Source organism: Kingella kingae ATCC 23330, from assembly GCF_900111845.1.
GTDB classification, from domain to species: domain Bacteria; phylum Pseudomonadota; class Gammaproteobacteria; order Burkholderiales; family Neisseriaceae; genus Kingella; species Kingella kingae.
This window is the reverse complement of record NZ_FOJK01000059.1, coordinates 1-26,197: the sequence shown is the minus strand read 5'-3', so window position 1 is coordinate 26,197 and position 26,197 is coordinate 1. Positions and strand designations below refer to the sequence as shown.

23 protein-coding genes and 1 pseudogene are annotated in these 26,197 nt (G+C 47.8%); 16 read left to right on the top strand and 8 right to left on the bottom strand.

Annotation, left to right across the window (positions count from 1 at the left end):
• Positions 1-7: 7 nt before the first annotated feature.
• Positions 8-517 (bottom strand): hypothetical protein, encoded by a 510-nt coding sequence (locus BQ5809_RS09185; protein WP_003786890.1) that lies wholly within the window; start codon positions 515-517, stop codon positions 8-10.
• Positions 518-597: 80 nt separating this feature from the next.
• On the opposite strand from BQ5809_RS09185, the gene BQ5809_RS09180 reads away from it, so the two are divergent.
• Genes BQ5809_RS09180 through BQ5809_RS09145 form a run of 8 tightly spaced genes read left to right on the top strand, consistent with a single transcriptional unit; the run spans position 598 to position 6,899 of the window.
• Positions 598-1,212, top strand: coding sequence for a 4'-phosphopantetheinyl transferase superfamily protein (locus BQ5809_RS09180; RefSeq protein WP_230478910.1), 615 nt, complete (start codon positions 598-600; stop codon positions 1,210-1,212).
• A gap of 32 nt (positions 1,213-1,244) precedes the next feature.
• Complete coding sequence (locus tag BQ5809_RS09175; protein WP_003786894.1) at positions 1,245-1,958, top strand: beta-ketoacyl synthase chain length factor; 714 nt, start codon at positions 1,245-1,247, stop codon at positions 1,956-1,958.
• Entirely contained in the window at positions 1,940-2,731 is a 792-nt protein-coding gene (locus BQ5809_RS09170) for a lysophospholipid acyltransferase family protein (RefSeq protein WP_032827717.1), read from the top strand. Before BQ5809_RS09175 ends, BQ5809_RS09170 begins: the two co-directional genes overlap by 19 nt.
• A complete protein-coding gene (locus BQ5809_RS09165) occupies positions 2,728-3,129 on the top strand; it encodes a hypothetical protein (RefSeq protein WP_003786897.1) in 402 nt (133 codons plus the stop codon). The genes BQ5809_RS09170 and BQ5809_RS09165 overlap by 4 nt, the downstream gene beginning before the upstream one ends.
• An 18-nt stretch (positions 3,130-3,147) precedes the next feature.
• Positions 3,148-4,362: a beta-ketoacyl-ACP synthase gene (locus BQ5809_RS09160; RefSeq protein ID WP_003786900.1), complete on the top strand. Its 1,215-nt coding sequence runs from the start codon at positions 3,148-3,150 to the stop codon at positions 4,360-4,362.
• Complete coding sequence (locus tag BQ5809_RS09155; RefSeq protein ID WP_003786902.1) at positions 4,355-4,843, top strand: hotdog family protein; 489 nt, start codon at positions 4,355-4,357, stop codon at positions 4,841-4,843. Before BQ5809_RS09160 ends, BQ5809_RS09155 begins: the two co-directional genes overlap by 8 nt.
• Before the next feature lie 48 nt (positions 4,844-4,891).
• On the top strand, positions 4,892-5,620 hold the full coding sequence (gene fabG / locus BQ5809_RS09150; RefSeq protein WP_003786904.1) for a 3-oxoacyl-ACP reductase FabG: 729 nt from the start codon (positions 4,892-4,894) through the stop codon (positions 5,618-5,620).
• Between the two features lie 31 nt (positions 5,621-5,651).
• Positions 5,652-6,899, top strand: coding sequence for a beta-ketoacyl-ACP synthase (locus tag BQ5809_RS09145; protein WP_003786905.1), 1,248 nt, complete (start codon positions 5,652-5,654; stop codon positions 6,897-6,899).
• Positions 6,900-6,973: 74 nt separating this feature from the next.
• Here the strand turns inward: BQ5809_RS09145 and kdsA are convergent, their stop codons facing one another.
• Both kdsA and BQ5809_RS09135 read right to left on the bottom strand, forming a co-directional pair.
• The gene (kdsA, locus tag BQ5809_RS09140) at positions 6,974-7,819 is read right to left on the bottom strand and encodes a 3-deoxy-8-phosphooctulonate synthase (protein WP_003786907.1); all 846 of its coding nucleotides are present in this window, start codon (positions 7,817-7,819) and stop codon (positions 6,974-6,976) included.
• Between the two features lie 24 nt (positions 7,820-7,843).
• Complete coding sequence (locus BQ5809_RS09135) at positions 7,844-8,809, bottom strand: KpsF/GutQ family sugar-phosphate isomerase (protein ID WP_003786909.1); 966 nt, start codon at positions 8,807-8,809, stop codon at positions 7,844-7,846.
• Between the two features lie 129 nt (positions 8,810-8,938).
• Between BQ5809_RS09135 and tal the strand changes: the two genes are divergently transcribed.
• Positions 8,939-9,994 carry a transaldolase gene (tal, locus tag BQ5809_RS09130; protein ID WP_032827718.1) on the top strand — a complete coding sequence of 352 codons (1,056 nt, stop codon included), beginning with the start codon at positions 8,939-8,941 and terminating at the stop codon, positions 9,992-9,994.
• Between the two features lie 198 nt (positions 9,995-10,192).
• Here the strand turns inward: tal and BQ5809_RS09125 are convergent, their stop codons facing one another.
• From BQ5809_RS09125 to BQ5809_RS09115, 3 genes are all read right to left on the bottom strand, one after another.
• On the bottom strand, positions 10,193-11,623 hold the full coding sequence (locus tag BQ5809_RS09125) for an efflux transporter outer membrane subunit (RefSeq protein WP_032827751.1): 1,431 nt from the start codon (positions 11,621-11,623) through the stop codon (positions 10,193-10,195).
• A 130-nt stretch (positions 11,624-11,753) separates the two neighbouring features.
• Positions 11,754-14,921: an efflux RND transporter permease subunit gene (locus BQ5809_RS09120; protein ID WP_003786916.1), complete on the bottom strand. Its 3,168-nt coding sequence runs from the start codon at positions 14,919-14,921 to the stop codon at positions 11,754-11,756.
• Positions 14,922-14,936: 15 nt separating this feature from the next.
• On the bottom strand, positions 14,937-16,226 hold the full coding sequence (locus tag BQ5809_RS09115; RefSeq protein WP_032827719.1) for an efflux RND transporter periplasmic adaptor subunit: 1,290 nt from the start codon (positions 16,224-16,226) through the stop codon (positions 14,937-14,939).
• A gap of 196 nt (positions 16,227-16,422) precedes the next feature.
• Here BQ5809_RS09115 and mtrR point away from each other — a divergent pair, with 196 nt between their 5' ends.
• The 5 genes from mtrR (at position 16,423) to BQ5809_RS09090 (ending at position 25,057) form a co-directional block, all read left to right on the top strand.
• The gene (gene mtrR / locus BQ5809_RS09110) at positions 16,423-17,055 is read left to right on the top strand and encodes a multidrug efflux system transcriptional repressor MtrR (protein ID WP_003786920.1); all 633 of its coding nucleotides are present in this window, start codon (positions 16,423-16,425) and stop codon (positions 17,053-17,055) included.
• An 81-nt stretch (positions 17,056-17,136) separates the two neighbouring features.
• Complete coding sequence (locus BQ5809_RS09105; protein ID WP_032827720.1) at positions 17,137-19,611, top strand: DNA translocase FtsK; 2,475 nt, start codon at positions 17,137-17,139, stop codon at positions 19,609-19,611.
• 185 nt (positions 19,612-19,796) lie between these two features.
• Positions 19,797-20,810, top strand: a complete 1,014-nt coding sequence (ilvC, locus tag BQ5809_RS09100; protein ID WP_003786924.1) for a ketol-acid reductoisomerase — start codon at positions 19,797-19,799, stop codon at positions 20,808-20,810.
• Between the two features lie 713 nt (positions 20,811-21,523).
• Positions 21,524-23,650 (top strand): polyribonucleotide nucleotidyltransferase, encoded by a 2,127-nt coding sequence (gene pnp, locus BQ5809_RS09095; protein ID WP_003786928.1) that lies wholly within the window; start codon positions 21,524-21,526, stop codon positions 23,648-23,650.
• A gap of 447 nt (positions 23,651-24,097) precedes the next feature.
• On the top strand, positions 24,098-25,057 hold the full coding sequence (locus BQ5809_RS09090; protein ID WP_003786931.1) for a calcium/sodium antiporter: 960 nt from the start codon (positions 24,098-24,100) through the stop codon (positions 25,055-25,057).
• A gap of 20 nt (positions 25,058-25,077) precedes the next feature.
• On the opposite strand, the gene BQ5809_RS09085 is transcribed toward BQ5809_RS09090, so the two are convergent.
• Together BQ5809_RS09085 and BQ5809_RS10570 are read right to left on the bottom strand one after the other, a co-directional pair.
• Positions 25,078-25,578, bottom strand: a complete 501-nt coding sequence (locus BQ5809_RS09085; RefSeq protein ID WP_268766544.1) for an IS5 family transposase — start codon at positions 25,576-25,578, stop codon at positions 25,078-25,080.
• Positions 25,578-25,841: a transposase gene (locus BQ5809_RS10570; RefSeq protein WP_032133164.1), complete on the bottom strand. Its 264-nt coding sequence runs from the start codon at positions 25,839-25,841 to the stop codon at positions 25,578-25,580. Before BQ5809_RS10570 ends, BQ5809_RS09085 begins: the two co-directional genes overlap by 1 nt.
• 24 nt (positions 25,842-25,865) lie before the next feature.
• Between BQ5809_RS10570 and BQ5809_RS09080 the strand changes: the two genes are divergently transcribed.
• Together BQ5809_RS09080 and BQ5809_RS10875 are read left to right on the top strand one after the other, a co-directional pair.
• Complete coding sequence (locus tag BQ5809_RS09080) at positions 25,866-26,135, top strand: transposase (RefSeq protein WP_071461657.1); 270 nt, start codon at positions 25,866-25,868, stop codon at positions 26,133-26,135.
• Positions 26,110-26,197, top strand: a pseudogene (locus BQ5809_RS10875) (IS5/IS1182 family transposase); the annotation flags it as partial. The gene BQ5809_RS09080 and the pseudogene BQ5809_RS10875, both read left to right, overlap by 26 nt.

The following is a 26,197-nucleotide window of genomic DNA, read 5'->3' as shown; positions in this document are numbered from 1 at the left end:
AATGGGATTAGCGAGCAATATCGCCACGCATCACTACGCGACCGTGGAATGTGCCAACTTCGCACATATATTGACCACCGCTCAATGGTTTTCTATCTAAATAGCTGTGGAAATTACCTACGCGGCTGCCACCGTGTTTGGCTGCGGTGTCTTGGAATTTTTTCGCTGCGTTGATGAAAGCGCGTTCGCAGGTTTCTTCGTCTGACTTGCCGACACGGTTTGCCGATTGACGCGTGATTAAGCCTGCTTTGATAACCGAATCTGCCGAGCCAAATTGCACACGCGCACCGCCCGATAAAATCGATTGCGCTTCGGCTGAATTCAATACCGCATTGCCATTGCAGCGATACAACACATTGCGACCGCCACCACTTGTGTCGCCACGCACTTGTTGGCACACGCCTTTTGATGATGCGCTAGACGATGAGTCTGTACCTTTGCTGCCGCCATTGCTTTGGCATGCGCTCAAAGCCAAGGTTGCCACGGCAATCAGCGATAAAGTTTGATGTAATTTCATAGCAAAACTCCTTAAAAGTTTGGGGTTTGAAAAAGTTTTTGTTAAGATACAACAAGATTGTAAGCGAAATTGTTTTCAAAATGCAAACCGAATTTACACTTTATTATGCCGCCAATGATTATGCACAACACTATGCGCCCGAAAAATTGTCGCCCAACGACCGCCTTCGTGTTCAAAAAAATCCTGCATTAGAACAACGCACAAGCTGGCAAATCAGCCGCGCGATTAAAGCAGTTGCGCCTTGCTCAAACGGTGTGTTAAGTCATTGCCGATACCGTGCCGTGTGGCTAACCAGCAAAAGCAGCCTGCACTTTGGTATGGACATAGAGCCGATTCAATCGCGTGATTTTTCGGCATGGCGCGATTGGATTTTGAGCGATGACGAATGCCGCTGGCTGCAACAGCAATCTTGTCAAACCGCCGCGCATTTAATCTTGTGGACGCTAAAAGAAAGTTTGGTCAAAGCCAGCAATGGGCAATGGGCAGACTTGGCGCAAGTAGGCTTGTTACAACATAAACAGCAATGGCAACTACACACACAGGGTCAAACAGGTTGGTTTGGGCGCGTGTGGCAATGCGAGCAATTTTTAGTGGCGTGTGTGGCGTATCAAAGCGATTTGGCGGTGCAATGGCAAGGCTTGGGCGATTGCGCGAACCGCTTGCCACATCTACGCGCCACGTTTTTATCGGTATAATCCGCATCTTCTTTATTGGCAGACTTTTCATCATGCAATTCAATATCCGCACATGGCATGCCGTGTCCACCCGATTAACCACGCCCGAACATTGGCTAGACTGGGCACACGGCACGCTTTCGCCACACGATTTGCCCGAACAAAAACCTGATATCGCTTTTTTGCCTGCGCTGCAACGGCGACGATTGAGCTTGTCGGCGCGATTGATGTTTCAGGCGGCGCATCAAGCGGTGGGTGAGCAACATTGTCCCACCGTGTTTGTGTCGCACGATGGCGAAGTGAATCGCAATATTGAATTGTTTGTGTCTTTGTTGCGCGAACAGAGCGTATCGCCGACTTCGTTTGGTTTGTCGGTACACAATGCGCTGGTGGGGCAATGGTCTATGCTGCGTGGCGACACCAGCGAAAACACGGCGATTGTGGCGCAATACGATGGCTGGGAGTTGGCGTGTACCGAAGCTGCTGCCATGTTGCAAGACGGTGCAAAACAAGTGTTGGTGGTGACTGCCGATGAACCTTGTGATTTGGACGACAAAACTGTGCTAACCGCGCCTTTTGCGTATGCGGTGGCAGCGGTGCTGGAACGTGGTAGCGATTGGACTTTGACACGCCACGCAGCGACATCGCCCACAACCGAGCCACATTATTGGGGCGCATTGGATTTTGTTCGCCATATTTTGTTGCAAAAAAACGCATTTCGTCATTTTTATCCAAAGAGTGAATGGCAATGGCAACATACACAATAAATCAATGGTATAGACTGTTTGCTACGGCTTTGGGCTTTGTGATTTTTGGTGTGTTTGGTGTGTTGTTTAAACTGTATTTGGGGCCTGGCAAACGCTTTCAAAGCAGCCTGCACACGCAATTTCTCGCCCGAAAACGAGTAACGCAATCGTGGTATGTGTTCACGCAATATTTAATCAAAATGGGGATTGTAGAAGCGCATTTTCATGGTTTTGATAAATTGGGGCGACAGGGGCAAATGATTTTGGCAAACCACCTGTCGCTATTGGACGTGGTGTTTATATTAAGCCGTGTGCCGCAAGCCAACTGCATTGTTAAAGCCGATTTGCTACACAATCCAGCTATGAACAGCCAAATCCGTGCTTGTGGTTATGTACTCAACCAAGAAAACTTGGATTTTGTGGAAGAAATAGACCGCATTTTGCAACAACAATGCCTGCTAGTTTTTCCCGAAGGTACGCGCACAGGCTGGGACGGCGAAGTGAAATTTCATCGCGGGGCGGTGTCTATGGCGTTACGCAGTGCTAAAGTGATTACGCCGATTGCCGTTAAAATGTCGCCGCCCAACTACAAAAAAGGGCAGCCGTGGTATCGCATTCCGCTGCAAAAACCTGTGTATCACTTTGTGGTGGGCGACGATATTGACCTACAAACTTGGCTGGCGGAAAAACCTTTGCCGATTGCAGCACGGCGGTTAAACGATTATTTGCAGGATTATTTTAATCAGCAAACACGCGAAAAGCAGCCTGCACTTCAACCAACGGAATCCACATGAAAAACATTTTGTATTTTGTTTTACTGACTTGGCTAACCGCCTGTTCGGTTGCCTATGCGCCACAAGACCGCCCTACTCTGGCTGAACAACAGGTTTTGCTGTTTCAGCTAGACAAATTGGACGCAGCGGAAAACGTCGTTCAAACCAGCCTGCTCACGGTGCAAGGTCAAGCCAATGGCATTACGCGCTGGGTGCAAACCGATATATTTGGCGCACCGCAAGCGCGATTGCTGGCAACGGCACAAGGCTGGCAGCGAGACGGCTTTATTCCACCCAATCATGATGCACAAGCGTTGTTTGTTGCGTTGTTTCCGCTGTTTCGGCAAGGCATCAAGCAGCCTGCACTCATTGCGTTGCCGCAACAAACATGGCGCATCACGCCGATTGAATCTGAATAACACGAAAGTTTATTTTTCATGACGATTTATTTAAGCAAGCCAGCCCTAGTGTCCGCCATGGGCAGCGGCTTGGAACAGCATCTGCACACGCTATTGAATCCACCAGCCACATCGCCGCTATCATGGAGCAGCGATTGGGTGCAAAACCGCCGTTTGGCATTTGGCGCGGTGCAACGTGAATTGCGTCCGTTTCCCAGCCACATCGCGCCCGAACACGTTAGCCGCAACAATCGTTTGTTGTGGGACGCTTTGGCACAGATTGAACCGCAAATCCAGTTGATTCAACAACGCTTTGGTAATGAGCGCATTAGTGTTGTCATGGGGACTTCGGTTAGCGGTGCAGACGAAAATTTGCCGCTGTTTGAGCAAATGGCACAAAGGCAGCCTGCAACGTATTCATTCAAGCAACAGACCCAACTGCATTGCGACCCAGCCGATTTTGTGCAACAAATTTATGGTTTACAAGGCATGAGCTATGGCGTATCCACCGCGTGTACATCAGGTGCGCGTGCTTTGATGAGTGCGGCACGGTTGCTGCAATCGGGCGTGTGCGATGCCGTGATTTGCGGCGGTGTGGATACGCTATCGCCACTCACCATTAACGGTTTTGCTTCGTTGGAAGTGTTGTCCGATTCGCTTGCCAATCCCTTTTCGGCACATCGCAACGGCATCAACATTGGCGAAGCAGTGGCGGTATTCATCGCCACACGCGAACCGTTGGATGATGCAGAAAGCATTGCCTTGTTGGGCTATGGCGCAAGCAGCGATGCCTATCATATTTCATCGCCACGCCCAGACGGCTCGGGTGCAGCAGCCGCATTTAGCGCAGCTTTGGAACACGCCCAAATGTCCGCGTCCGACATCGGCTGGATAAACCTACACGGCACAGGCACGCACCACAACGACAGCATGGAAAGCCTTGCCGTTGCCAGCGTCTTTGGTTGCGCCACACCAGCCACATCAACCAAACCTTTAACAGGGCATACTTTGGGCGCAGCAGGCGCATTGGAGGCCGCATTTTTGTGGGGCGTAATTTCGCGCCAACACAATCCGCAAGGCAAACTACCTGCCCAGCAATGGGACGGCATACGCGACACCGCCCTGCCCCCCATTTTGCTAACCGATGCCAACAGCGCGTGGCAAAACGCAAACGCACAACGCATTGGCGCGAGTTCATCGTTTGCGTTTGGCGGTAACAACGCTGTGTTGATTATGGGAGAATGTCATGCTTGATTGGGAACGCATTTCGCCAGCCAAATTGCTGCCACACAGCGGACACATGATGCTGCTAGACAAAATCATTTCGTGCGATGAACACAGCTTACAAGCATGGGCGCACATTGGCGCAGAGCATATTTTGTTGCCATTGGGCGCAGATGCGTTGCCCAGTTATTTGGGTGCAGAAATCATGGCGCAAGGCGTAGCGGCTTGGGCTGGCGCACACCATTTAGCGCGTGGCGAAGCGGTGCGATTGGGCTTTTTGTTGGGAACGCGCAAACTGATGTTCTCGCAGCCTGCGATTGCGGTGGGAACAGAATTGCTGGTGGTGGTCAAACAATCGTGGCAAGACCAATCGGGCATGGGCGTGTTTGATTGCGAATTGCGTCATTGCCATACAGACGAAGTTTTGATACACGGCGCGATGAATGTGTTTAGCCCCAGCAGCGATGCGGATTTGGCAGTGTTACTCAATCTGACTGCCGAGCATGGATAAAATTATCGGGGTCTTTCCCCTAACCTATCAAAAGGACAACTCAAAAACATGAATCCAAGCGTTTTAATCACAGGTTCAAATCGTGGCATTGGCAAGGCAGTGGCTTTGGCGTTGGCTGCCGATGGCTTTGACATTGTGCTGCATTGCCGCAGTCGCCGCGATGAAGCGGAACAAGTCCGCCAAACCATTCAAAACATGGGGAGCAACTGCCGTGTATTACAATTTGACGTGGCAAACCGCGCTGCCTGCCGCGAAATCCTAACCGCCGATGTAGAACAATTTGGCGCGTATTATGGTGTGGTACTCAATGCAGGGCTAACCCGCGACAATGCTTTTCCCGCGCTTTCTGATGACGATTGGGACAGCGTTTTGCGTACCAATTTGGACGGCTTTTACAATGTGTTGCACCCGATTATTATGCCGATGATTCGCCGCCGTGCTGCTGGACGCATTGTGTGCATGGCTTCGGTGTCGGGCATTATGGGCAATCGCGGTCAAGTCAATTATAGCGCGTCCAAAGCAGGTTTAATTGGCGCGATGAAAGCCTTGGCGGTGGAACTTGCCAAGCGAAAAATCACCGTAAACTGCGTTGCCCCAGGCTTAATTGACACAGATATTTTGGACGACAACACGCCAGTTGATGAAATTCTGAAAGCGATTCCAGCCAACCGCATGGGTCAGCCAGAAGAAGTCGCCCATGCCGTGCGCTTTTTAATGGACGAAAAAGCGGGCTACATCACGCGCCAAGTGATTGCTGTTAATGGTGGATTGTGTTGAGTCGTAGTCCAATAGATAGGAACAAAATCAAATGAAAACCAACCGAGTAGTGATTACAGGCATTGGCGCAATTTCCGCCTTTGGACGCGATTGGCACAATGTGCAGGCTGCTTTTGCCGCACAAAAAAACGCAGTTCGCGCCATGCCAGAATACGATGAATTTGTTGAATTAGAAGCCAAATTAGCCGCGCCCATTCCCGATTACACCGCCCCAGCCCATTGGACGCGCAAACAATTACGCAGCATGGGTTTGGTATCGCAATATTGTGTTGATGCTGCCGAACAAGCCTTGGTGCAGGCTGGTTTGTTGGACGAATCGCGCTTAAACCTAAACAGCATGATTCAAGACGGCAGAATGGGCGTGGCAGCAGGCTCGTCATCGGGCAGCCCACAAGATATTTTGGACGTGGGTTTGTTGTTGTCCAAATTACCCAATCGCTTCAATGCCAACACCTATGTTCGCATGATGCCGCACACCACCGCTGCCAATGTCGGCATCTTTTTGGGTTTAAAAGGACGTGTGATTCCGACTTCTAGCGCGTGTACATCGAGCAGCCAAGCCATTGGTTATGCCTACGAAGCGATTAAATACGGCAAAATCCCGATGATGTTGGCAGGCGGCGCAGAAGAATTAAGCCCGTCGCAAGTGATTGTGTTTGATAGCTTATACGCCGCCAGTCGCCAAAACCAAAATCCCGAAAACACGCCGCGCCCTTATGACTGCAACCGAGACGGCTTGGTGATTGGCGAAGGCGGTTGTATGTTGGTTTTGGAAAACTTGGAACACGCCCAAGCACGTGGCGCAAACATCATTGCCGAAGTGGTGGGCTATGGTGCGAGTTCAGACGGCAGCCACATCACTCGCCCTGAAAAAGACACGATGAAAAGCTGCATGGAGTTGGCATTGGTGGATGCAGGCATCGCACCCAGCGCGATTGGCTATGTAAACGGACACGGCACAGCCACCGAGCAAGGCGATATTGCCGAAACGCAAGCCACCGCCGCCGTGTTTGGTCATGTGCCATTGAGTTCGCAAAAAAGTTATTTGGGGCATACTTTGGGCGCGTGTGGTGCGTTGGAGAGCTGGTTTAGCATAGAAATGATGCGCCAAAATTGGTTTGCACCCACGATTAACCTAGACCAAATTGACGAGCGTTGTGGCGATGTGGATTTTATTCGTGGCAGCGGTCGCCACATTGAAACCGAATATGTGATGAACAACAATTTTGCCTTTGGTGGCGTGAATACATCGTTGATTTTTAAGCGTTGGATGGAGTAAGTTGAACGTATTGAAAAGCAGCCTGCACATTTTGTTTATTTAATGTGCAGGCTGCTTTTTATGTATTTTTTGCATTACGCAATATGCAACGGCTCAAACGACTTCACTACATCATCAACCGCTTTCACACGCAGCAAAAAGTCTTCCAGTTGCGCCAATGGCAAGGCACTTGGGCCATCGCAACGGGCTTGGTCTGGGTTTTCGTGGCTTTCCAAGAACAAGCCAGCCAAGCGCGTTCCCATGCCAGCCAACGCTAAATCCAACACTTGCGAACGGCGACCGCCCGATGCGGCTGCTCCACTATCACGTTGTTGCAAAGAATGGGTAACGTCAAAAATCACAGGCGCGTTATTACAGGTTTTTTTCATCACGCCAAAACCCAGCATATCCACCACCAAATTGTCATAGCCAAACTGTGCGCCGCGTTCGCACAACACAATTTGTTGATTGCCTGCTTCGTGGAATTTTTCCACAATATTTTTCATTTGCGCTGGGCTTAAAAACTGTGGTTTTTTGATGTTGATGACGCGACCTGTTTTTGCCATTGCCGCCACCAAATCGGTTTGACGCGCTAAAAATGCAGGCAGTTGCAGCACATCACACACTTCGGCAACGGGTTCGCATTGATACGGTTCGTGGACATCGGTAATCACAGGGCAGCCAAATTCGCTTTTGACCGCTGCCAAAATCTTCATGCCTTCGTCCAAGCCTACGCCACGATACGAATGCACCGATGAGCGATTCGCTTTGTCAAACGATGCTTTGAATACATAGGGAATACCCGATTTTTGGGTTACACGAACATAATGCTCGGCGGCGCGAAGTGTGCTATCCAAGTCTTCCAGCACGTTGATGCCGCCAAACAAAGTGAACGGTTTTTCGTTGGCAACGGCAATGTTTTGAATGTGAACGGTGTTCATAGTTTTCCTTTATAAAATAAATAATTAAATAACACGAGCTTTGAGTAAATCATACATATTCAATGCGCCAACCAGTTTGCCGTGTTCGCAAACCAACAAGCCGTTGATGCGTTTGTCTTGCATCAGTTTTAGGGCTTCGCTGGCGAGTTTATCGGGTGAAATGGTGCATGGTTGCGTTTTCATCACTTCGTCAATGGTAAAAATTCCGACACGTTCGTGTTGTGCAAATAGGCGACGTAAATCGCCATCGGTAAACACACCATGCAGACTGCTTTGTTCGTCAATAATGCCGACCATGCCCAAGCCTTTTTCGCTCATGGTCAAAATAGCATCACGCAATGGTGTGTGTTGCAACACGGCTGGCAGCGCATCGCCTTGATGCATGAGATCGCGCACCGTTAAAAGCAGCCTGCGTCCTAAATTACCTGCTGGGTGGCTCAATGCAAAGTCTTCGGGTGTAAATTGTCGCGCTTTGAGTAACACAATCGCCAGCGCATCGCCCAATGCCAACACGGCGGTGGTGCTGGACGTGGGTGCAAGCCCCAATGGGCAGGCTTCTTGCGATACTTTGGCTTGAATGTGAATGTCGGCATACCGCGCCATGCTGGATTGTGGATTGGACGTGATGCAAATCAACGTGGTGTGTTTGCGTTTGAGTGCAGGCAAAATCGCCAAAATTTCATCGCTTTCGCCCGAATTGGACAATGCCAGCACCACGTCGTTGTCCAAAATCATGCCCAAATCGCCATGCGCGGCTTCGGCTGGGTGGACAAAAAACGCTGGCGTGCCTGTTGATGCCAATGTAGCGGCAATTTTGCGCCCAATGTGTCCCGATTTGCCCATGCCCATCACAATCGTGCGACCTGTGCAGTTCAAAATCGCCAAAGCAGCCTGCACAAAATCATCGCCCAAGTTTTGCGATATTTCGGCAATGGACTGTGCTTCTATACTTAATGCTTGTTGCGCCCATGTAAGATATTGATGATTCATGTTGATTCCGTTTGATGATTAAATAACACGCGCAAAATAGAAATGATTTGGGTAAAAGACTGTTCAAGACAGTTAAAACAGTTTAGCATTTGCGGTTTATTCTCTCAACCCAAACATAAGGTATCGGACATGAGCATTCTATCTAACGTAAAACAACTCGGACAACAAATTTGGTTGGACAACTTATCGCGCAGTTTGGTGCAAAGTGGCGAATTGGCGCAATTTTTGCAAAACGGCGTGTGTGGCGTAACATCCAATCCTGCAATTTTCCAAAAAGCCTTTTCGGGCGACCCTTTGTACACGCCTGAAATTGCCGCACTCAAAGCCAAAGGTTTGGGCGCAAAAGAAATCTACGAAACGCTGGCAATCGCCGATGTGCAGGCTGCTTGCGATGTTTGCCGCGCCGAATTTGACAGCACCAACGGCAAAACAGGTTTTGTGAGCTTGGAAGTATCGCCCGAATTATCACGCAACACCGCAGGCACGGTTGCCGAAGCCAAACGCTTGCACGCCGCAATCAATCGCCCCAATGTGATGATTAAAGTGCCTGCCACCGATGAAGGCTTGGCAGCTTTGGTAGGATTGCTTGCCGAAGGCATCAGCGTGAACTTGACCTTGTTGTTCTCGCGCACCCAAACGCTTAAAGCCTATGACGCTTATGTGGCAGGCATTGAAAAAGCCTTGGCAGCAGGACGCGATGTTCGTGCGATTCAAGTCGTGGCAAGTTTCTTTATTTCGCGTGTGGACAATGCTTTGGACGCGACTATACCCGAATATTTGCAAGGCAAGGTGGCGATTTCGTTGGCAAAAGCGGCGTATCAAGACTGGCAACAATATTTCGCGCAGGCTGCTTTTGTGGGGTTGGCAGAAAAAGGCGCGAATCCTGTGTCTTTGTTGTGGGCATCAACAGGCGTAAAAAATCCTGCCTATTCCGACACATTGTATGTGGACAGCTTGATTGGCGCACACACCGTAAACACCGTTCCCGATGCGACTTTGGCGGCATTTATTGACCACGGCACAGCGACTTTGACTTTGCCCGAACAAACAGACGTTGCGCTCGCCAACATCGCCCAAGTTGCCGAATTGGGCATTGATTTGGAAACGCTGGCAACCCGTTTGCAAAACGATGGTTTGAAACAATTTGAAGACGCGTTTGCTAAATTGCTTGCACCGTTGGCGTAATCCAAAAAACAACAAAGCAGCCTGCATTTTTAAAATGCAGGCTGCTTTGTTATGGATTGATTATTGTGCAGACGAAGCAGCCTGAGACCTTTGCAAAACCCCATCTTTGGCGCATTTCTTCGTGATGCGCTTCTCGAACGCTTGAAAATATTTCAATATTATCTGCGCGTTCTGCGATGCTATCACTTTGAACTGCACTCAAATCTGGAGTTTTGCAAAGGTCTCAGCCTGCACATCATTGCTGTCTTGCGTGTGGCGTTTTAAACCACCGCCCAACACTTTATACAAGTCCGCCAAGTTTTCCAGCAAGCTCAACTGTGTAGATAAAACTGCGCTGGTTGATGAATAATGGCTGCGCTCTGCGTCCAATAAATCCAACGAACTAGACACACCGTGTTTGTAGCGCAAACGGGTCAAACGCAAACGCTCGCTTTGGGCTTTGTTTTGCGCCAAGTTGGATTGGTATTGGCTGGTAAACGCTGCACGCGCCACCAAAGCATCGGCAACATCGCGGAATGCAGATTCCACCGCCGCTTCGTATGCCACCACAGTTTTTTGTTGTGCGATTTTGGCTGCGTCCAAGTTGGCACTGTTGTTGCCCCAATCAAAAATTGGCACGCTCAACGAACCACCAAATGACCACGATTTGTTTGCCGATTCAAACAAATTGCTTAATTGATTGCTACCCAAACCAATGCTGCTGGTCAAGCTAATGCGTGGGAAAAAAGCCGCACGCGCTGCACCAATATTGGCATTGGCTTGTTTTAGATTGTGTTCCGCCGCGATGATGTCTGGGCGATTGAGCAATAAATCAGACGGCAAACCTGCTGGCAAATCTTGAATTTTGAATTGCTGCGCCAAAGGCAATGGTGCAGGCAAATCTTCTGGCAATTTTTGGCTGATGAGCAATTCCAATTGGTTACGCGCTTGTTCACGCGAACGCACCGCGCCTGCATAGCTGGATTTTGCCGATTCAATCAGCGATTCTTGTTGGCGCAATTCCAAAGCCGAAATCACACCAGCGCGATGACGCAACTGCATTAAACGATAGGTTTCTTCGTAGCTGTTTAAGGTGCGGTCTGCCAATTCCATGTTAGCAGTGGCAACCAATTCGTTGAAATAGGCTTTGGCAATGGTAGAAACCAAGCTCAAATGCGTGGCATCGCGGCTGGCTGCGCTGGCAAAATAGCTTTGCAAGGCGGCTTCGCTGTTGTTGCGAACACGTCCCCATAAATCCAATTCAAATGCCGAAATGCCCAAGCCTACGCTGTAACTTTCGCCCACGCCATTAGCAGGGTTGTGGCTGCGTGTTGCGCCTGCCGAGCCGTCCAAACCTGGTAATTGTGCCGAACGGGTAATCGCATATTGTGCGCGAACTTGTTCTACATTCAAGTTTGCCGTACGCAAGTCGGTGTTGTTTTTTAAGCCCAACTCAATCAATGCGTGCAAGCGTGGGTCAGCAAAATAATCTTGCCAGCCCAACGATGCGGCTTGAATGGCTTGGGTGTTGCTGCTGTTGTATTGAAATTGCTCGCTTGGCAGGTTAATTTGTGGCTGTTCGTATTTGGGCGCAAGGTTACACGCCGACAGCACAATGCTCATACCAATGATGCTTAACTGTTTTTTCATGATTTTGCTTTCTGTGTGATTTAAGTTACAGGCTGCTTTGCCCTTTTGTTCAATGGCTTGCGCCATACCCTTTTATACCCAAATCATAGATTTGGACAAAAGGGCAAAGCAGCCTGCACTTTTTTATTGATTAATCTTTACGCGGAAAATCCATGTCTTCTTCGTTATCAAACAAATCCAATTCGCCTTGTTCGGGAACAGGTTTGCCTTTGAAGACTTTGCGTACCATAACATAGAACATTGGCACAAGGAATACCGACAAAATCGTACCAATCAACATACCCCAGAATACCGAAGTACCGATGGCGCGTTGGCTTGCCGCCGATGCACCTGTTGCAATATACAATGGCACAACGCCCAAAATAAATGCAAACGAAGTCATCAAAATAGGACGGAAACGCAATTTTGCCGCGCGTAAGGCAGATTCGGCAGCGGTTTTGCCTGTTTCTTGCAAGTCTTTGGCGAACTCAATAATCAAGATGGCGTTTTTCGCGCTCAAACCCATTACGGTAATCATACCAATGGTAAAGTAGATGTCGTTTCCGTAGCTACGAATCAACGCGCCTGCGCCCACCCCCAAAATACCCAACGGTACAACCAAAATCACAGCAAATGGAATCGACCAGCTTTCATACAAAGCCGCCAATGCCAAGAACACCGCCAACGCCGCAAACGCATACAACATAGTGGTTTGCGATGAACCTTTGGCTTCTTCACGCGATTGACCTGCCCATTCCAAGCTGAAATCGCCTTCCAATTCGTCCACCATGCGTTTCACTTCTGCCATCGCTTCGCCTGTGGATTTGCCTGCGGCAGGTGCGCCTGTTAGCTGCATGGCTGGGTAGCCGTTGAAGCGTACGCTTTGTTCCATGCCTGTTTTCCACGTTGCTTTGACAAAGTTAGACAAAGGCACGAGTTCGCCACGATTGTTTGGCACGGTCAATGCCAAAATGTCCGCAGGCTGCATACGCGCTTTGGCATCGGCTTGCACAATTACACGTTGCAAACGTCCTTGATTGGGGAAGTCGTTTACATAAGACGAACCCAATGCCACGCCCAACACATTGCGAATGCTGGTAAAGCTGACGTTTTGTGCGGCGGCGGTGGCGCGGTCAATTTCAATGTTCAGCTGTGGTGCGTCTTCCAAACCACTGCTGCGAATTTGTTGTGGGTTGAACATTGGGTTTTGACGCATTTTGCCCATCAATTCGTTGCGGCGAGCCAGCAAGACATCGTGTCCTGCGTTACTGCGGTCTTGCAAATAGAAGCCGAAACCTGAATCGTTACCCAATTCCATAATCGGTGGCGGACTTAATGCAAATGCCATACCATCTTGCAATGTACCCATCAACGCGCCTGTGATTTTGTTAGCCAATGAGTTGGCATCGCTACCAGGTGCGGTGCGCTCGCTCCAATCTTTCAACATTGCAAAACCCATTGCCATGTTTTGACCGTTACCCGAGAAGCTGAAACCCGATACGGTAATCAAGTTTTCTACTTCGGGCATATTGGTGATGATTTGTGTCGCGGTTGCCAAAGAAGCGTCGGTACGTTCTTGGGTTGCACCTGCTGGCAACTGCATACTCATCATAATGAAGCCTTGGTCTTCGTTGGGTAAGAATGCAGTTGGCAAGCGTTTTATCAACACGGCTGCACCTGCAATAATCGCTAAATAAATCACCACCATCACACCTGCTTTACGCAAGGTTGTGGCAATCCAGCCAGAATAAGTGCGTGTGCCAGAATTGAATTTACGGTTAAACCAGCCAAAAAAGCCTGTTTTAGCATGATTGTGTCCTTTGGCAATCGGTTTGAGCATGGTTGCGCACAAAGCGGGGGTGAGTGACAACGCCAAAAATGCTGAAAAGCCAATTGCAAATGCCATCGTCAAGGCAAATTGGCGATAAATATTACCTGTTGCGCCGCTGAACATGGCAAGTGGCACAAACACCGAAATCAATACGGCTGTGATACCAATCACCGCGCCCGAAATTTGGCGCATGGCTTTTTTGGTGGCTTGACGTGGCGATAAACCTTCTTCCGCCATAATGCGTTCTACGTTTTCCACGACCACAATCGCGTCATCGACCACGATACCAATCACCAATACCATGGCAAACATGGTCATCACGTTAATGGACATGCCCAAATACGAAATGGCGGCAAATGCACCGAGCAAAGAAATCGGTACAACAATGGTCGGAATCAAGGTGTAACGGAAGTTTTGCAAGAACAAGAACATCACCAAGAACACCAATGCAATCGCTTCAAATAGCGTGCTAACCACTTTTTTAATCGACAATTCTACGAATTTTGATGTGTCATACGGTGCAACCCAAGTCACACCAGATGGGAAAAATTCTTCCAATTCTGCCATTTTGGCACGAACGGCAGTAGCCGTTGCCATGGCGTTACCCGTAGTAGAAAGCGATACCGCCATACCTGTGGTGGGTTTGCCGTTTAAGCGTGATGTCGAGCCGTATGATTGGCTGCCCAATTCAATTTTTGCCACATCGCGCAAATATACGTTTGCACCTGTTGCATTGCTTTTGAGCATGATTGCGCCAAATTCTTCGGCGGTTTTCAATTGACCATCTGCGGTGATGGTTGCCGAAATGGTTTGACCTACATTGGCAGGTTGTGCGCCCAAAGAGCCAATCGCCAGTTGTGCGTTTTGTGCGCTAATGGCAGACGATACGTCGGCAAACGATAAACCGTAGCTTTTGAGTTTGGCTGGGTCAACCCACACGCGCATGGCACGTTGTGCGCCAAACAAATTCACATTGCCTACACCATCAATGCGTTGTAATTCGGGAATGACGTTGCGTTGCGCGTAGTCGGCAATTTCTTCTGTGTTACGCGTATCCGAAGTCAGCATCACCACCATCAGGAAGTTAGAACGCGCTTTGGATACGTTCACACCATTTTGTTGCACGATGGAGGGCAACTGCGAATTTACTTCGGACAGTTTGTTTTGTACGTTTACCTGCGCTAAATCGGGGTTGGTATCGGGCGTAAACGTGAGTGTAATTGAGCCTTGTCCGCTTGATGTGGCAGAAGTGGACATATAATCCAAACCTTCTACGCCATACATATTGCGTTCAATTATCGCCAACACGCTGTCTTCCAATACTTGTGCCGATGCACCTGGGTAGGTGGCAGTCAAAGTGATGGTGGGTGCGGCAACCGATGGATATTGCGAAATAGGCAATTTGGAAATGCCAATCACACCTGCCAGCATAATAAAAATGGCAATTACCCATGCAAAAATCGGTCTATCAATAAAAAACTTAGCCATGTTTCTGCCTTTCTATTATTGCGCCGCAGAAGCTGCTGATTCGGTTGCAGAAGCAGCCTGCACTGCCGATGCAGATTCAGAAGCAGCCTGCACATTGGTTGCAGGTACAGATGTGCTTGGTGCAGCCATCGAAAGTGCAGGCTGCTTATTGGCAGGTTGCCATTCTTTTGGTTGGACTTTTTGTGCGCCCGACATTGCGGCAATCATTGTGCCATCGACAATCACTTTATCGCCTGCTTTCAAGCCTTCGGTAATGACCCAATCGCCGCCCTTTTGTCCTGTTACTTTCACAACGCGCGGTTCCATTTTGCCTTCTGGCGTTACCACCATAACCGTGTCTTTTTCGCCACGAGTCACGGATTGTTGTGGCACAACAAAGGCATTCAACACGCCAGCCAACGGCAATTTCACGCGGACATACATACCGCTACGCAACAATTGCTCTGGATTAGGCACGGCAGCGCGAACCATTACTTGACCTGTGGCTTCATCAACCGAGCTATCAATAAACAACAGCTGACCTTTGTGTTCGTATTCCGAGCCATCTTCTAACAAAATGCCCACTTGAATGCCGTCATTGCGTACGCGTTCTTGCGATAACAGCTGGCGATGCAGTTGCAAAATTTCCGCAGACGATTGCTGGATATTCACATACAACACATCGGTTTGTTTAACCGTTGCCATTTGGGTTGAATTGGCTGTTACCAACGCACCTTCGGTTACCAACGATTGACCAATAAAACCTGTAATCGGCGACACAATGCGCGCGCGGTTCACATTCACTTGCGCTGCGCGAATCGAGGCTTGCGCTGCTTTAATTTGCGCTTCGGCAGAGCGTTTTGCCAACACCGCTGCATCGTATTCTTGTTTGCTAATCGCATCGGCTGCCATCAATGGGCGATAGCGAGCTAAGTCCGCATCGGCTTTGGCGGCGGCAGCTTGTGCGCTCAATAAACTAGCGCGCGCACTTTCCAAGCTGGCAGTGTAAGTTGCATCGTCTAATTGATACAAAGGCTGCCCTGCGCGCACCATTGTGCCTTCTTCAAATAAACGGCGTTGCACAATACCACTCACTTGCGGCACGATGGTTGCCGATTTAACGGCTTCCAAACGACCTGGCAAATCGTATTCTAATAAAACATTTTGCGGTTGAACCGTTACCACATTAACGGTGGGAACGTGTGCTGCGCGTGCGGCGGCGGCTTTTTGTTGCGCTTCCGATTGTGCCGAATTATTGCAGGCTGCCAATGCCAACAAAGTGGCGACGGCAATCACTGCCATGCGTTTAGTTGAATGTAATTTCATAGGTTTTCCTGATGAGATGAGTGTGCAGGCTGCTTGATAAATTTGCATTCTGCTATGACAAAGATAAAAAACGCGCTATTATACATACATCGATGAATGTCTTTGTAACTTTTTTACATAGCTTCACAATTTTTATAGTAGCGATTTAAAGTTGTTTACATTTCAAAGTGTAACGCAAACAGAAAGCCCCAAATTTATGAGAAAAACCAAAGAAGAAGCGCAAAAAACACGCCAACATTTGTTAAACGCTGCATTAGAAGTTTTTTGGCGCAAAGGCGTTACCCAAGCATCGCTGCATGAAATCGCCGTAGAAGCAGGGGTCACACGCGGTGCGCTCTATTGGCATTTTAAGAACAAAGAAGATTTATTCGAAGCGTTATTTGAACAAAAATTCCATGTTTTCCTAAATAAAATCAACGATGAAAATCTAGAACAAGCGTCCGATGTGTGGCAACATTTGCGCCAAAGTTTGTATGATTTATTTGACTTGCTGCAAAACGATGAGCAGCAGCGCAAATTTTGCAGCGTGATGAACCTTAAATGCGAGCGCACGCCCAATAATCAAACTATTACCGATTTGGCAACGCGCTACCACAAAAGCATTCGTTTTCAGATTATGCGCGCGTTCGAATTGAGCCAAGCGCAACAAAAATTGCCTGCACACACCAATTTGCAACTGGCAAGCTGGTATTTGGAAAGCAATTTGGCTGGCTTGATTTTGATGTGGATTAGCGACCCAGAGCGGTTCGATTTAACGCCCACCGCACGTTGCATCATCGACACCAGCATGAACACGCTGGAACAAGGTTTATTGGTGCAGGCTGCTTGATTTAGGTATAATTGCGCCACGATTAATGAATACACCAACAAAGCGGCAGGCGCGTGGCGTGAGTCGCTTTTTTGAATGACTATGCTAGACAAAATTTTCAATAAAAAAAATCCGCCCAGCGCAGGCAAAAAGCAGCCTGCACGTCCACACACGGCAAAAAACAAATCCAAAGCAGAAACAGGTAAACGCAAAGCAGACGCTGCATCAAGCAAGCAGCCTGCACGTCCCAAAGTAAGCATCATCACACCGCAAAACAAAACAGCCAGCACTTCGGACAACAAAAAAGTGCAGGCTGCTTCTGTTTTGGACAAAGACCGCAATTTGGTTGCCGACACGATTTGGATGTTTGTGTTGGTCTTGACGATTTATTTGGGCTTGTCGCTGCTGGGATTTAGCATGAAAGACCCGTCGTGGTCACGCAGCATCGCCAACACGGGTTATGTCAGCAACTTTGGCGGTTTGCTGGGCGCGTGGATTTCTGACGTGTTTTACTACTTGTTCGGGCTATCGGCATGGTGGCTGTTGATTGCGCTCTGCGTGTGGCTATATCGCCATTTTCGCCCTGTGTTGGACGGTGGTATGCCGCCGTATAACTCGTGGATTGGCGCGGTTGGCTTGGGCATTTTGTTGATATGTAGCCCTGTTATGGAAGTGTCTATCTTCTTGAATTGGCTGGACAATCGCTTACCTTTGGGCGCAGGTGGTTTGGTTGGCTCGTTGGTGGCATCGGGTACACAATATATGTTGGGCAAAACAGGCAGCATGGTGTTTTTGCTGATTGGCAGTTTGCTGGCGTTGTCGTTACTTATCCAAATTTCGTGGTTGGATTTTTTGGAGCGCGTGGGCAATCAATTGGAACGCTTTTTCAAACAACTGTTTAGCGACAAAGACAAAGAAGTCGTGCCAACTTTGTTCCCCGATGCCCCTGCTGGGCAACGTGCGCCCAATCCGATTGAAACACTGGTAGCAGAACCGATTACACAGCCCATCGGCAGCCGCACCAATCGCAAAATGTCGGTTAGCGTGGCGCAACAGCAACCTAAAATCTCGCGCCCAAACCGAGTGCAGGCTGCTTCAGTTGATGGCTATTGCTTGCCCGATTTAGACAGTTTGCGCGAACCTAAATCCACCCAACAAACCGAAAACCCAGAACATTTGCGCCAAGTGGGTAAACGCATAGAAGAAAAATTGGCGGAATTTGGTATTGAAGTTACTGTGGTCAGCGGCATGGCTGGGCCTGTGATTACGCGCTACGAAATTGAACTAGCCAAAGGCGTAAAAGGCAGTCAAATTGTAGGCTTATCCAAAGATTTGGCGCGGAGCTTGTCGGTGCAATCGGTGCGCGTGGTAGAAACCATTGTCGGCAAAAACACTATGGGCATTGAGCTGCCCAACGAACATCGCCAAGAAGTTTTGTTACACGAAATTTTTGCGTCCGATGTCTTCAATGACGCGCAATCCAAATTGACCGTTGCGCTGGGCAAAGACATTGCAGGCTTGCCTGTGGTGGGCGATTTGGCAAAAATGCCGCATTTGCTGGTGGGCGGTATGACCGGCTCGGGCAAATCGGTGGGCGTGAACGCGATGATTTTGTCTATGTTATACAAAGCATCGCCAGACGAAGTGCGCTTTATTATGATTGACCCGAAAATGCTGGAATTGTCGGTTTATGAAGGCATTCCGCATTTACTCTGCCCAGTTGTAACCGATATGAAAGCGGCAGGCAATGCGCTGAACTGGTGCGTTGCCGAAATGGAAAAACGCTATCGTTTGTTGTCGCACATGGGCGTACGCACGTTGGCGAGCTTTAACGAAAAAGTGCAGGCTGCCAAGTTGGCAGAAAAAGCCATTCCTAATCCGTTTAGCTTGAACCCAGACGACCCCGAGTCGCTGGAAAAATTGCCGCAAATCGTTGTGATTATTGACGAGCTTGCCGATTTGATGATGACGGAGAAAAAAGCCGTAGAAACGCAAATCGCCCGATTGGCACAAAAAGCGCGCGCCGCAGGCATACACATGATTATCGCGACCCAACGCCCCAGCGTGGACGTGATTACAGGCTTGATTAAAGCCAACGTGCCAACGCGCATGGCGTTTACCGTGCAAAGCCGCATTGACAGCCGCACCATTCTGGACCAAATGGGCGCAGAAGATTTGCTCAAATACGGCGATTTGCTGTTCTTGCAACCAGGAGAGGCCGAGCCGACTCGTTTGCAAGGCGCGTTTGTGAGCGATGACGAAGTCCACAATGTTGTGTCGTTCATCAAAGAGCAAGCCGAGCCAAACTATATTGATGGCATCTTAACAGGCGAAGCCACGCAAGAAACGCAGCAAATCATCAACCCAGAAGGCGGACAAAATAGCGGCGATGAATTGTTTGACCAAGCGGTACAGTTTGTGGTCAGCAGTCGCAAAACGTCTATCTCTGCACTGCAACGCCATTTACGCATTGGCTACAACCGCGCTGCCAATTTGATGCAGGCGTTAGAAGATGGCGGCATTGTGTCGCCACCCGATAACAGCGGTGCGCGACAAATCTTTGCGCGTGGCGAATAAAAAGCAACCTGCACTTTGTAAAAATAGTGTAAAATATCGCGGTTTTTATTTTGATTCGCCAGCCGCGTTACCCACCAAGCTGAATTTGAATGCGCGTGCAGTTCTATCCAAAGTGTAGCGCGTATCCAAACACAAAATAAATCATTCAATTTGTTCATGAACTTAAAACGAAAAGGAAAACTTAAATGCAAGTTTATTACGATAAAGATGCCGATTTGTCTTTGGTAAAAGGTAAAACCGTGGCGATTATTGGCTACGGTTCACAGGGTCACGCACATGCTGCAAACTTGAAAGATTCAGGCGTGAACGTGGTAATCGGTTTGCGTCAAGGCGCGTCTTGGAACAAAGCAGTTGCCGCTGGTTTTGAGACTTTGAGTGTGGCTGATGCAACCAAAAAAGCAGACGTTGTGATGATTTTGTTGCCAGACGAAAATCAACCTGTTGTGTACAAAAACGAAATCGCACCAAACTTGAAAGACGGTGCAGCGTTGGCATTTGCACACGGCTTTAACATTCACTACAACCAAATCGTGCCACCTAAAAATGTGGACGTGATTATGGTTGCGCCAAAAGGCCCAGGTCATACCGTTCGCAGCGAATTCTTGAAAGGCGGTGGCGTGCCATCTTTAATCGCGGTTTACCAAGACTATACTGGCAAAGCCAAAGACATCGCCTTGTCTTACGCGGCTGCAAATGGCGGCACAAAAGGTGGTGTGATTGAAACCAACTTCCGCGAAGAAACCGAAACTGACTTGTTCGGCGAACAAGCCGTATTGTGCGGTGGCGCAGTTGAATTGGTTAAATGCGGCTTTGAAACTTTGGTTGAAGCGGGCTACGCACCTGAAATGGCATACTTTGAATGCTTGCACGAATTGAAATTGATTGTGGACTTGATGTACGAAGGCGGTATCGCCAACATGAACTACTCAATCTCTAACAACGCAGAATACGGCGAATACGTTACTGGCGTTGAAGTGATTACCCCTGCAACCAAAGAAGCGATGAAAAAAGCGTTGTACCGCATTCAATCTGGTGAATACGCGAAAATGTTTATCCAAGAAGGCGCGACAAACTACGCCAGCATGACGGCTCGCCGCCGCTTGACTGCCGACCACCAAATTGAAAAAGTGGGCGCACAGTTGCGTAGCATGATGCCTTGGATTGCCAAAAACAAATTGGTTGACCAAGACAAAAACTAATCCGATTGAATCAACGGATTAAAGTGCAGGCTGCTTTTGAGCGTATATTTCAAAAGCAGCCTGACACCTTTGCAAAACGCAAATGTATCTAAAATTTAACAATGGTCGTCATTCCCGCATAGGCGGGAATCCATCTAACTTATTCAGTTATTTGGATTTATTTCAAGTAGCCTAAATTTTCCGTTGGATTCCTGCCTACGCAGGAATGACGGCATGAAATGGTCATTATTGCAGCCATCATGCGAAAGCTCGCCAAACTTTGCTATTGCATACACAAATCGCAAAAGCCTTTTGACAAATCGCGCTACCAGTCAAAGACGGCTTAAAACAGAATAAAGATACGGAACAGATGCTAAAATTAGCACCTGTGCTTTTTTGCATCCTGAAAAAACGCAACTGATAAAATACACAAATAAAACAAATAGTTATGAAATTCTGTTTATTTTTTGATTGACTGGCTATACTATCATCTTAATTATCAATATTCTGGAAAAGAATTGCATCGTTTGTTGAATTGATCAGCATGAATTGAAATGCCAAACTTAATCGGTATAAATACAACGCCAAAAGACAAATTGTGCTAAAATTGCGCGATTTTTTAACCGTTCGCTTGCCTGAAATACTACTCATACGCGTTGTTTGGTTGCCAAGCAGCCTGCATGATTAGTGTTTTAGCAGCGAACATTTTGTAAGCAAACACAGAAGGGCAAACTATGTTCAATAAACACATTAAATCATTCCAATATGGCGACCAAACGGTTACTTTGGAAACGGGCGAAATCGCGCGCCAAGCCGCTGCTGCGGTTAAAGTTTCTATGGGCGACACAGTGGTTTTGGTTGCCGTGACCACCAACAAAGACATCAAAGAAGGTCAAGACTTTTTCCCATTGACGGTAGATTATTTTGAGCGCACTTATGCCGCTGGCAAAATCCCTGGTGGTTTCTTCAAACGCGAAGGCAAACAAAGCGAAAAAGAAATTTTGACCAGCCGTTTGATTGACCGTCCAATCCGTCCATTGTTCCCAGAAGGTTTTTATCACGACATTCAAATCGTGGCGATGGTGATTTCGTGCGACCCTGAAATTGACAGCGACATTCCTGCGATGATTGGCGCGTCTGCGGCCTTGGTGTTGAGCGGTGTGCCATTTGCCGGCCCAATCGGTGCGGCGCGTGTGGGTTATGTAAACAATGCCTACGTTTTGAATCCAACCAAACAGCAATTAAGCCGTTCACAACTGGACTTGGTAGTGGCAGGCACAGAACAAGCGGTGTTGATGGTGGAATCAGAAGCCGACATTTTGCCAGAAGACGTGATGTTGGGCGCGGTGGTATTCGGTCACGAGCAAATGCAAACCGTGATTACCGCAATCAACGAATTGGCTCAAGAAGTGAATCCAGAAGTGTGGGATTGGAAAGCACCCGAAGCCAACACCGATTTAATCGCCAAAGTGAAAGAAATTTCGGGCGATTTGATTGCCGAAGCGTTCAAAATCCGCCAAAAACAAGCGCGTTCTGCAAAATTGGACGAAGCGTGGGCAGCCGTTGAAGCCGTGTTAATTACCGAAGAAACCGACACATTGGCAAAAAATGAAATCAAAGGCATTTTCAAGAATTTGGAAGCAGCGGTGGTTCGCGGTCAAATCTTGGCAGGTCAGCCACGCATTGACGGTCGCGACACACGCACCGTTCGCCCATTGAATATTCAAACCAATGTATTGCCACGCACACACGGCTCGGCATTGTTCACTCGCGGCGAAACACAAGCGTTGGCAGTGGCGACTTTGGGTACTTCGCGCGATGAACAAATTATTGACGCATTGAGCGGCGAATACACCGACCGCTTTATGTTGCACTACAACTTCCCACCGTACTCAACTGGCGAAGTAGGTCGCGTGGGCGCACCAAAACGCCGCGAAATCGGTCATGGTCGCTTGGCGAAACGCGCTTTGGTTGCCGTGTTGCCTAAACCAGAAGATTTTAGCTACACTATGCGCGTGGTATCAGAAATTACCGAATCCAACGGTTCGTCTTCAATGGCGTCTGTTTGCGGTGGCTGTTTGAGCTTGTTGTCGGCTGGTGTACCATTGAAAGCGCACGTTGCGGGTATCGCCATGGGCTTGATTTTAGAAGACAACAAATTTGCCGTTTTGACCGATATTTTAGGCGATGAAGACCACTTGGGCGACATGGACTTTAAAGTAGCAGGTACAACCGAAGGCGTTACCGCGCTGCAAATGGATATTAAAATTCAAGGTATTACCAAAGAAATCATGCAAATTGCGTTGGCGCAAGCAAAAGAAGCGCGTTTGCACATTTTGGCGCAAATGCAAACTGCAGTTGCTGGCCCACAAGAATTGTCGCAACACGCACCACGCTTGTACACGATGAAAATCAATCCAGACAAAATCCGCGAAGTGATTGGCAAAGGCGGCGAGACGATTCGCTCGATTACTGCCGAAACAGGCACGGAAATCAATATTGCCGATGATGGCGTGGTAACGATTGCAGCGACAACAGCCGAAGCAGGCGAAGCGGCAAAAGCGCGTATCGAAATGATTACCGCAGAAGTGGAAGTGGGCAAAGTGTACGAAGGTCAAGTGGTTAAATTGTTAGACAACAATGTTGGCGCGATTGTAACCATTATGCCTGGCAAAGACGGCTTGGTGCATATCAGCCAAATCACACACGAGCGTGTGAAAAACGTGAGCGATTATTTGCAAGTGGGTCAAACTGTGAGCGTGAAAGCGTTGGAAGTAGATGACCGCGGTCGTGTGCGTTTGTCTATGAAAGCGTTGTTGCCACAACCTGAACAGCAACAAGCTGCACCGTCTGATGAATAATCGGTAAACACTGCTGCCTACGGCATACCCTTTTATACCCAAATCAAAGATTTGGACAAAAGGGCAAAGCGGCCTGCACTTTATGTAAGCAAAAACAAAAGTGCAGGCTGAAACCTTATATATTGCCCGAAGTTCAAAGGGCAGAGAGCGAATCCAAGCGTGGGTATGGCGGCGAAACGCCATGCACGTACCCCATTCGTAGAAATACAAATCAATTTGTAATTAAAGCCCTTTGAATTGTATGGTGAATTAAATTTAGATTAGTACAGCGTTGCCAACTCCCTTATGTACTAGGTGTACACGGTGGTCGTTGTCGCCTTATCCTAATCTAAATTTAATCCACTATAAAAAATGGCTCGATTATAACATTGCAGGCTGCTTGAAAAATAAAAAGCTGTTACAATACACGCCTTTTATTATTTAAATATTTGATAAATAAGGAATTTTATGATTTATGCGATTTTAGCCGTCATTATCGGCTTGGTGGTGCTGGTGTGGAGTGCTGACCGTTTTATTGACGGCGCGGCTGCCACAGCCAAACATTTTGGTATGTCGCCACTCTTAATTGGCATGGTAATTGTGGGATTTGGCACGAGTGCGCCTGAAATGGTGGTGTCGGTGTTGTCGGCAATGGGCGGCAACCCTGGGATTGCGTTGGGCAATGCGTATGGTTCAAACATTACCAACATTGCGTTGATTTTGGGCGTTACCGCGTTGATTAGCCCGATTGCGGTGCAACGCGAAATCGTCAAAACCGAAATGCCGATTTTATTGGCAATTACCGCGTTGGCGGCGTGGCAATTGTGGGACGGCAAATTAACGCTGTTAGACGGCGTAATTTTACTGGGTATTTTGATTGCATACATGACTTGGACGGTACGCAAAAATTTAAAAGGCGCGGACAATATTATTGAAGATATTGCCGATGAAATTGACCACACCCCTGCGATGACGCTCAAAAAAGGTTTGTTTTGGTTGGTGTTTGGCTTGATTGTGTTGGTATTGAGTTCACGCTTGCTGGTGTGGGGCGCGGTAACGATTGCACAAAGTATGGGTGTGAGCGATTTAATTATTGGTTTGACGGTTGTGGCGGTGGGGACTTCGCTGCCTGAATTGGCTTCATCAATCGCGGCCGCGCGTAAAGGCGAACACGATATTGCGTTGGGGAATATTGTCGGTTCAAATTTGTTTAATACGTTGGCGGTTGTGGGTTTGGCGACTGTGATTCACCCAATGGACGTAGCGGCGGAAATTTTGAACCGTGATGTGTTGATTATGGCTATTTTAACCGTTGTTTTGCTGGTGTTTTGTTTGGGTAAACAAGCGAAAATTGGGCGAGGCAAAGGCGGTTTGTTTTTGGCAACGTATGTGGCTTATACGGTTTATTTGATTGGTACTGCGTTTTAAGAACCTGTATTCACAAACAACTATTTGATAAATTTTAATATTTGTGAAATATACCCTAGTTTAACAAAATTTTCAGCAGATAAATTCGTCTGCTCAAAATCTTTTGCTAAACGTCGAGACCAACCTAACCATGCAAACGTTCGTTCTACAATCCAACGTTTGGGCAGAATACGCCAAGAAATATCTTGAATTCTCTTTGAAATCTGAACAGTTAAACCCAATTGCTCTGATACTTCACGCTCAAATGTATTCCGATAACCTGCGTCTGCACAGAAACCTTTTAAACTCGGATAGGTCTCAAACGCTTTTTTTGCTACAAAAATACCTGCTTTTGTGTCATGAATATTGGCTGCATGAACCACAACAGACAATAGATTACCCAACGTATCAACAGCTATATGTCGCTTACGACCTTTGATTTTTTTACCTCCATCAAAACCTTTATCATGTGCGCTAGAAGCTGTTTTGACGCTTTGTGAATCAATAATGGCATAAGTTGGCATTGCTTGTTTTTGATGGATTAAACGTTTTTTTGAACCAATGCCAAAAGAATTCTATCCCATAAGCCTGATTGATTGGCTCTGCGATAGAAACTCCATACGGTTGAATAAGGTGGAAAATCATTGGGCAGCATACGCCACTGGCAACCTGTTTTGGTCATGTACAAAACGGCATTCACTAATTGACGTTTATCCCATTTGTAGTGGCGTAGCTGGTTAAAATGTGGCTCAATCGCTTGCCATTGGGCATCTGTTAAGTCTGTTGGGTAGGATTTTCTAGTCATAAAGATATTTTATCATTTTTGTGAATGCAGGTTCTAACTGTTGAGATTTCAAAGAAAATTCAAGATATTTCTTGGCATATTCTGCCCAAACGTTGGATTGTAGAACGAACGTTTGCATGGTTAGGTTGGTCTGGACGTTTAGCAAAAGATTTTGAGCAGACGAATTTATCTGCTGAAAATTTTGTTAAACTAGGGGCTATTGACAATTCAAAAAAAGAGGCAAAGGATTTAAGATATTGTTTCCACACAACCATCCTAAACCTTTGCCATGTCCCGAAACACGCTTACAAATGAAACATGGTCAAGACTGTTACCTATTTTGAAACAGCTTGGCATTTATCGCAAGAAAAATTTAC

Excerpts from the sequence above, each read along its gene's own strand:
- ilvC (WP_003786924.1), top strand. The coding sequence starts at position 19,797 with ATGCAAGTTTATTACGATAAAGATGCCGATTTGTCTTTGGTAAAAGGT.
- BQ5809_RS09090 (WP_003786931.1), top strand. The coding sequence starts at position 24,098 with ATGATTTATGCGATTTTAGCCGTCATTATCGGCTTGGTGGTGCTGGTG.
- BQ5809_RS09155 (WP_003786902.1), top strand. The coding sequence starts at position 4,355 with ATGCTTGATTGGGAACGCATTTCGCCAGCCAAATTGCTGCCACACAGC.
- BQ5809_RS09135 (WP_003786909.1), bottom strand. The coding sequence starts at position 8,809 with ATGAATCATCAATATCTTACATGGGCGCAACAAGCATTAAGTATAGAA.
- BQ5809_RS09105 (WP_032827720.1), top strand. The coding sequence starts at position 17,137 with ATGCTAGACAAAATTTTCAATAAAAAAAATCCGCCCAGCGCAGGCAAA.
- BQ5809_RS09160 (WP_003786900.1), top strand. The coding sequence starts at position 3,148 with ATGACGATTTATTTAAGCAAGCCAGCCCTAGTGTCCGCCATGGGCAGC.
- kdsA (WP_003786907.1), bottom strand. The coding sequence starts at position 7,819 with ATGAACACCGTTCACATTCAAAACATTGCCGTTGCCAACGAAAAACCG.
- BQ5809_RS09115 (WP_032827719.1), bottom strand. The coding sequence starts at position 16,226 with ATGAAATTACATTCAACTAAACGCATGGCAGTGATTGCCGTCGCCACT.
- BQ5809_RS09145 (WP_003786905.1), top strand. The coding sequence starts at position 5,652 with ATGAAAACCAACCGAGTAGTGATTACAGGCATTGGCGCAATTTCCGCC.
- BQ5809_RS09175 (WP_003786894.1), top strand. The coding sequence starts at position 1,245 with ATGCAATTCAATATCCGCACATGGCATGCCGTGTCCACCCGATTAACC.
- fabG (WP_003786904.1), top strand. The coding sequence starts at position 4,892 with ATGAATCCAAGCGTTTTAATCACAGGTTCAAATCGTGGCATTGGCAAG.
- pnp (WP_003786928.1), top strand. The coding sequence starts at position 21,524 with ATGTTCAATAAACACATTAAATCATTCCAATATGGCGACCAAACGGTT.
- tal (WP_032827718.1), top strand. The coding sequence starts at position 8,939 with ATGAGCATTCTATCTAACGTAAAACAACTCGGACAACAAATTTGGTTG.
- BQ5809_RS10570 (WP_032133164.1), bottom strand. The coding sequence starts at position 25,841 with ATGACTAGAAAATCCTACCCAACAGACTTAACAGATGCCCAATGGCAA.
- BQ5809_RS09185 (WP_003786890.1), bottom strand. The coding sequence starts at position 517 with ATGAAATTACATCAAACTTTATCGCTGATTGCCGTGGCAACCTTGGCT.
- BQ5809_RS09120 (WP_003786916.1), bottom strand. The coding sequence starts at position 14,921 with ATGGCTAAGTTTTTTATTGATAGACCGATTTTTGCATGGGTAATTGCC.
- BQ5809_RS09180 (WP_230478910.1), top strand. The coding sequence starts at position 598 with ATGCAAACCGAATTTACACTTTATTATGCCGCCAATGATTATGCACAA.
- BQ5809_RS09080 (WP_071461657.1), top strand. The coding sequence starts at position 25,866 with ATGCAGGTTCTAACTGTTGAGATTTCAAAGAAAATTCAAGATATTTCT.
- BQ5809_RS09170 (WP_032827717.1), top strand. The coding sequence starts at position 1,940 with ATGGCAACATACACAATAAATCAATGGTATAGACTGTTTGCTACGGCT.
- BQ5809_RS09125 (WP_032827751.1), bottom strand. The coding sequence starts at position 11,623 with ATGAAAAAACAGTTAAGCATCATTGGTATGAGCATTGTGCTGTCGGCG.
- mtrR (WP_003786920.1), top strand. The coding sequence starts at position 16,423 with ATGAGAAAAACCAAAGAAGAAGCGCAAAAAACACGCCAACATTTGTTA.
- BQ5809_RS09165 (WP_003786897.1), top strand. The coding sequence starts at position 2,728 with ATGAAAAACATTTTGTATTTTGTTTTACTGACTTGGCTAACCGCCTGT.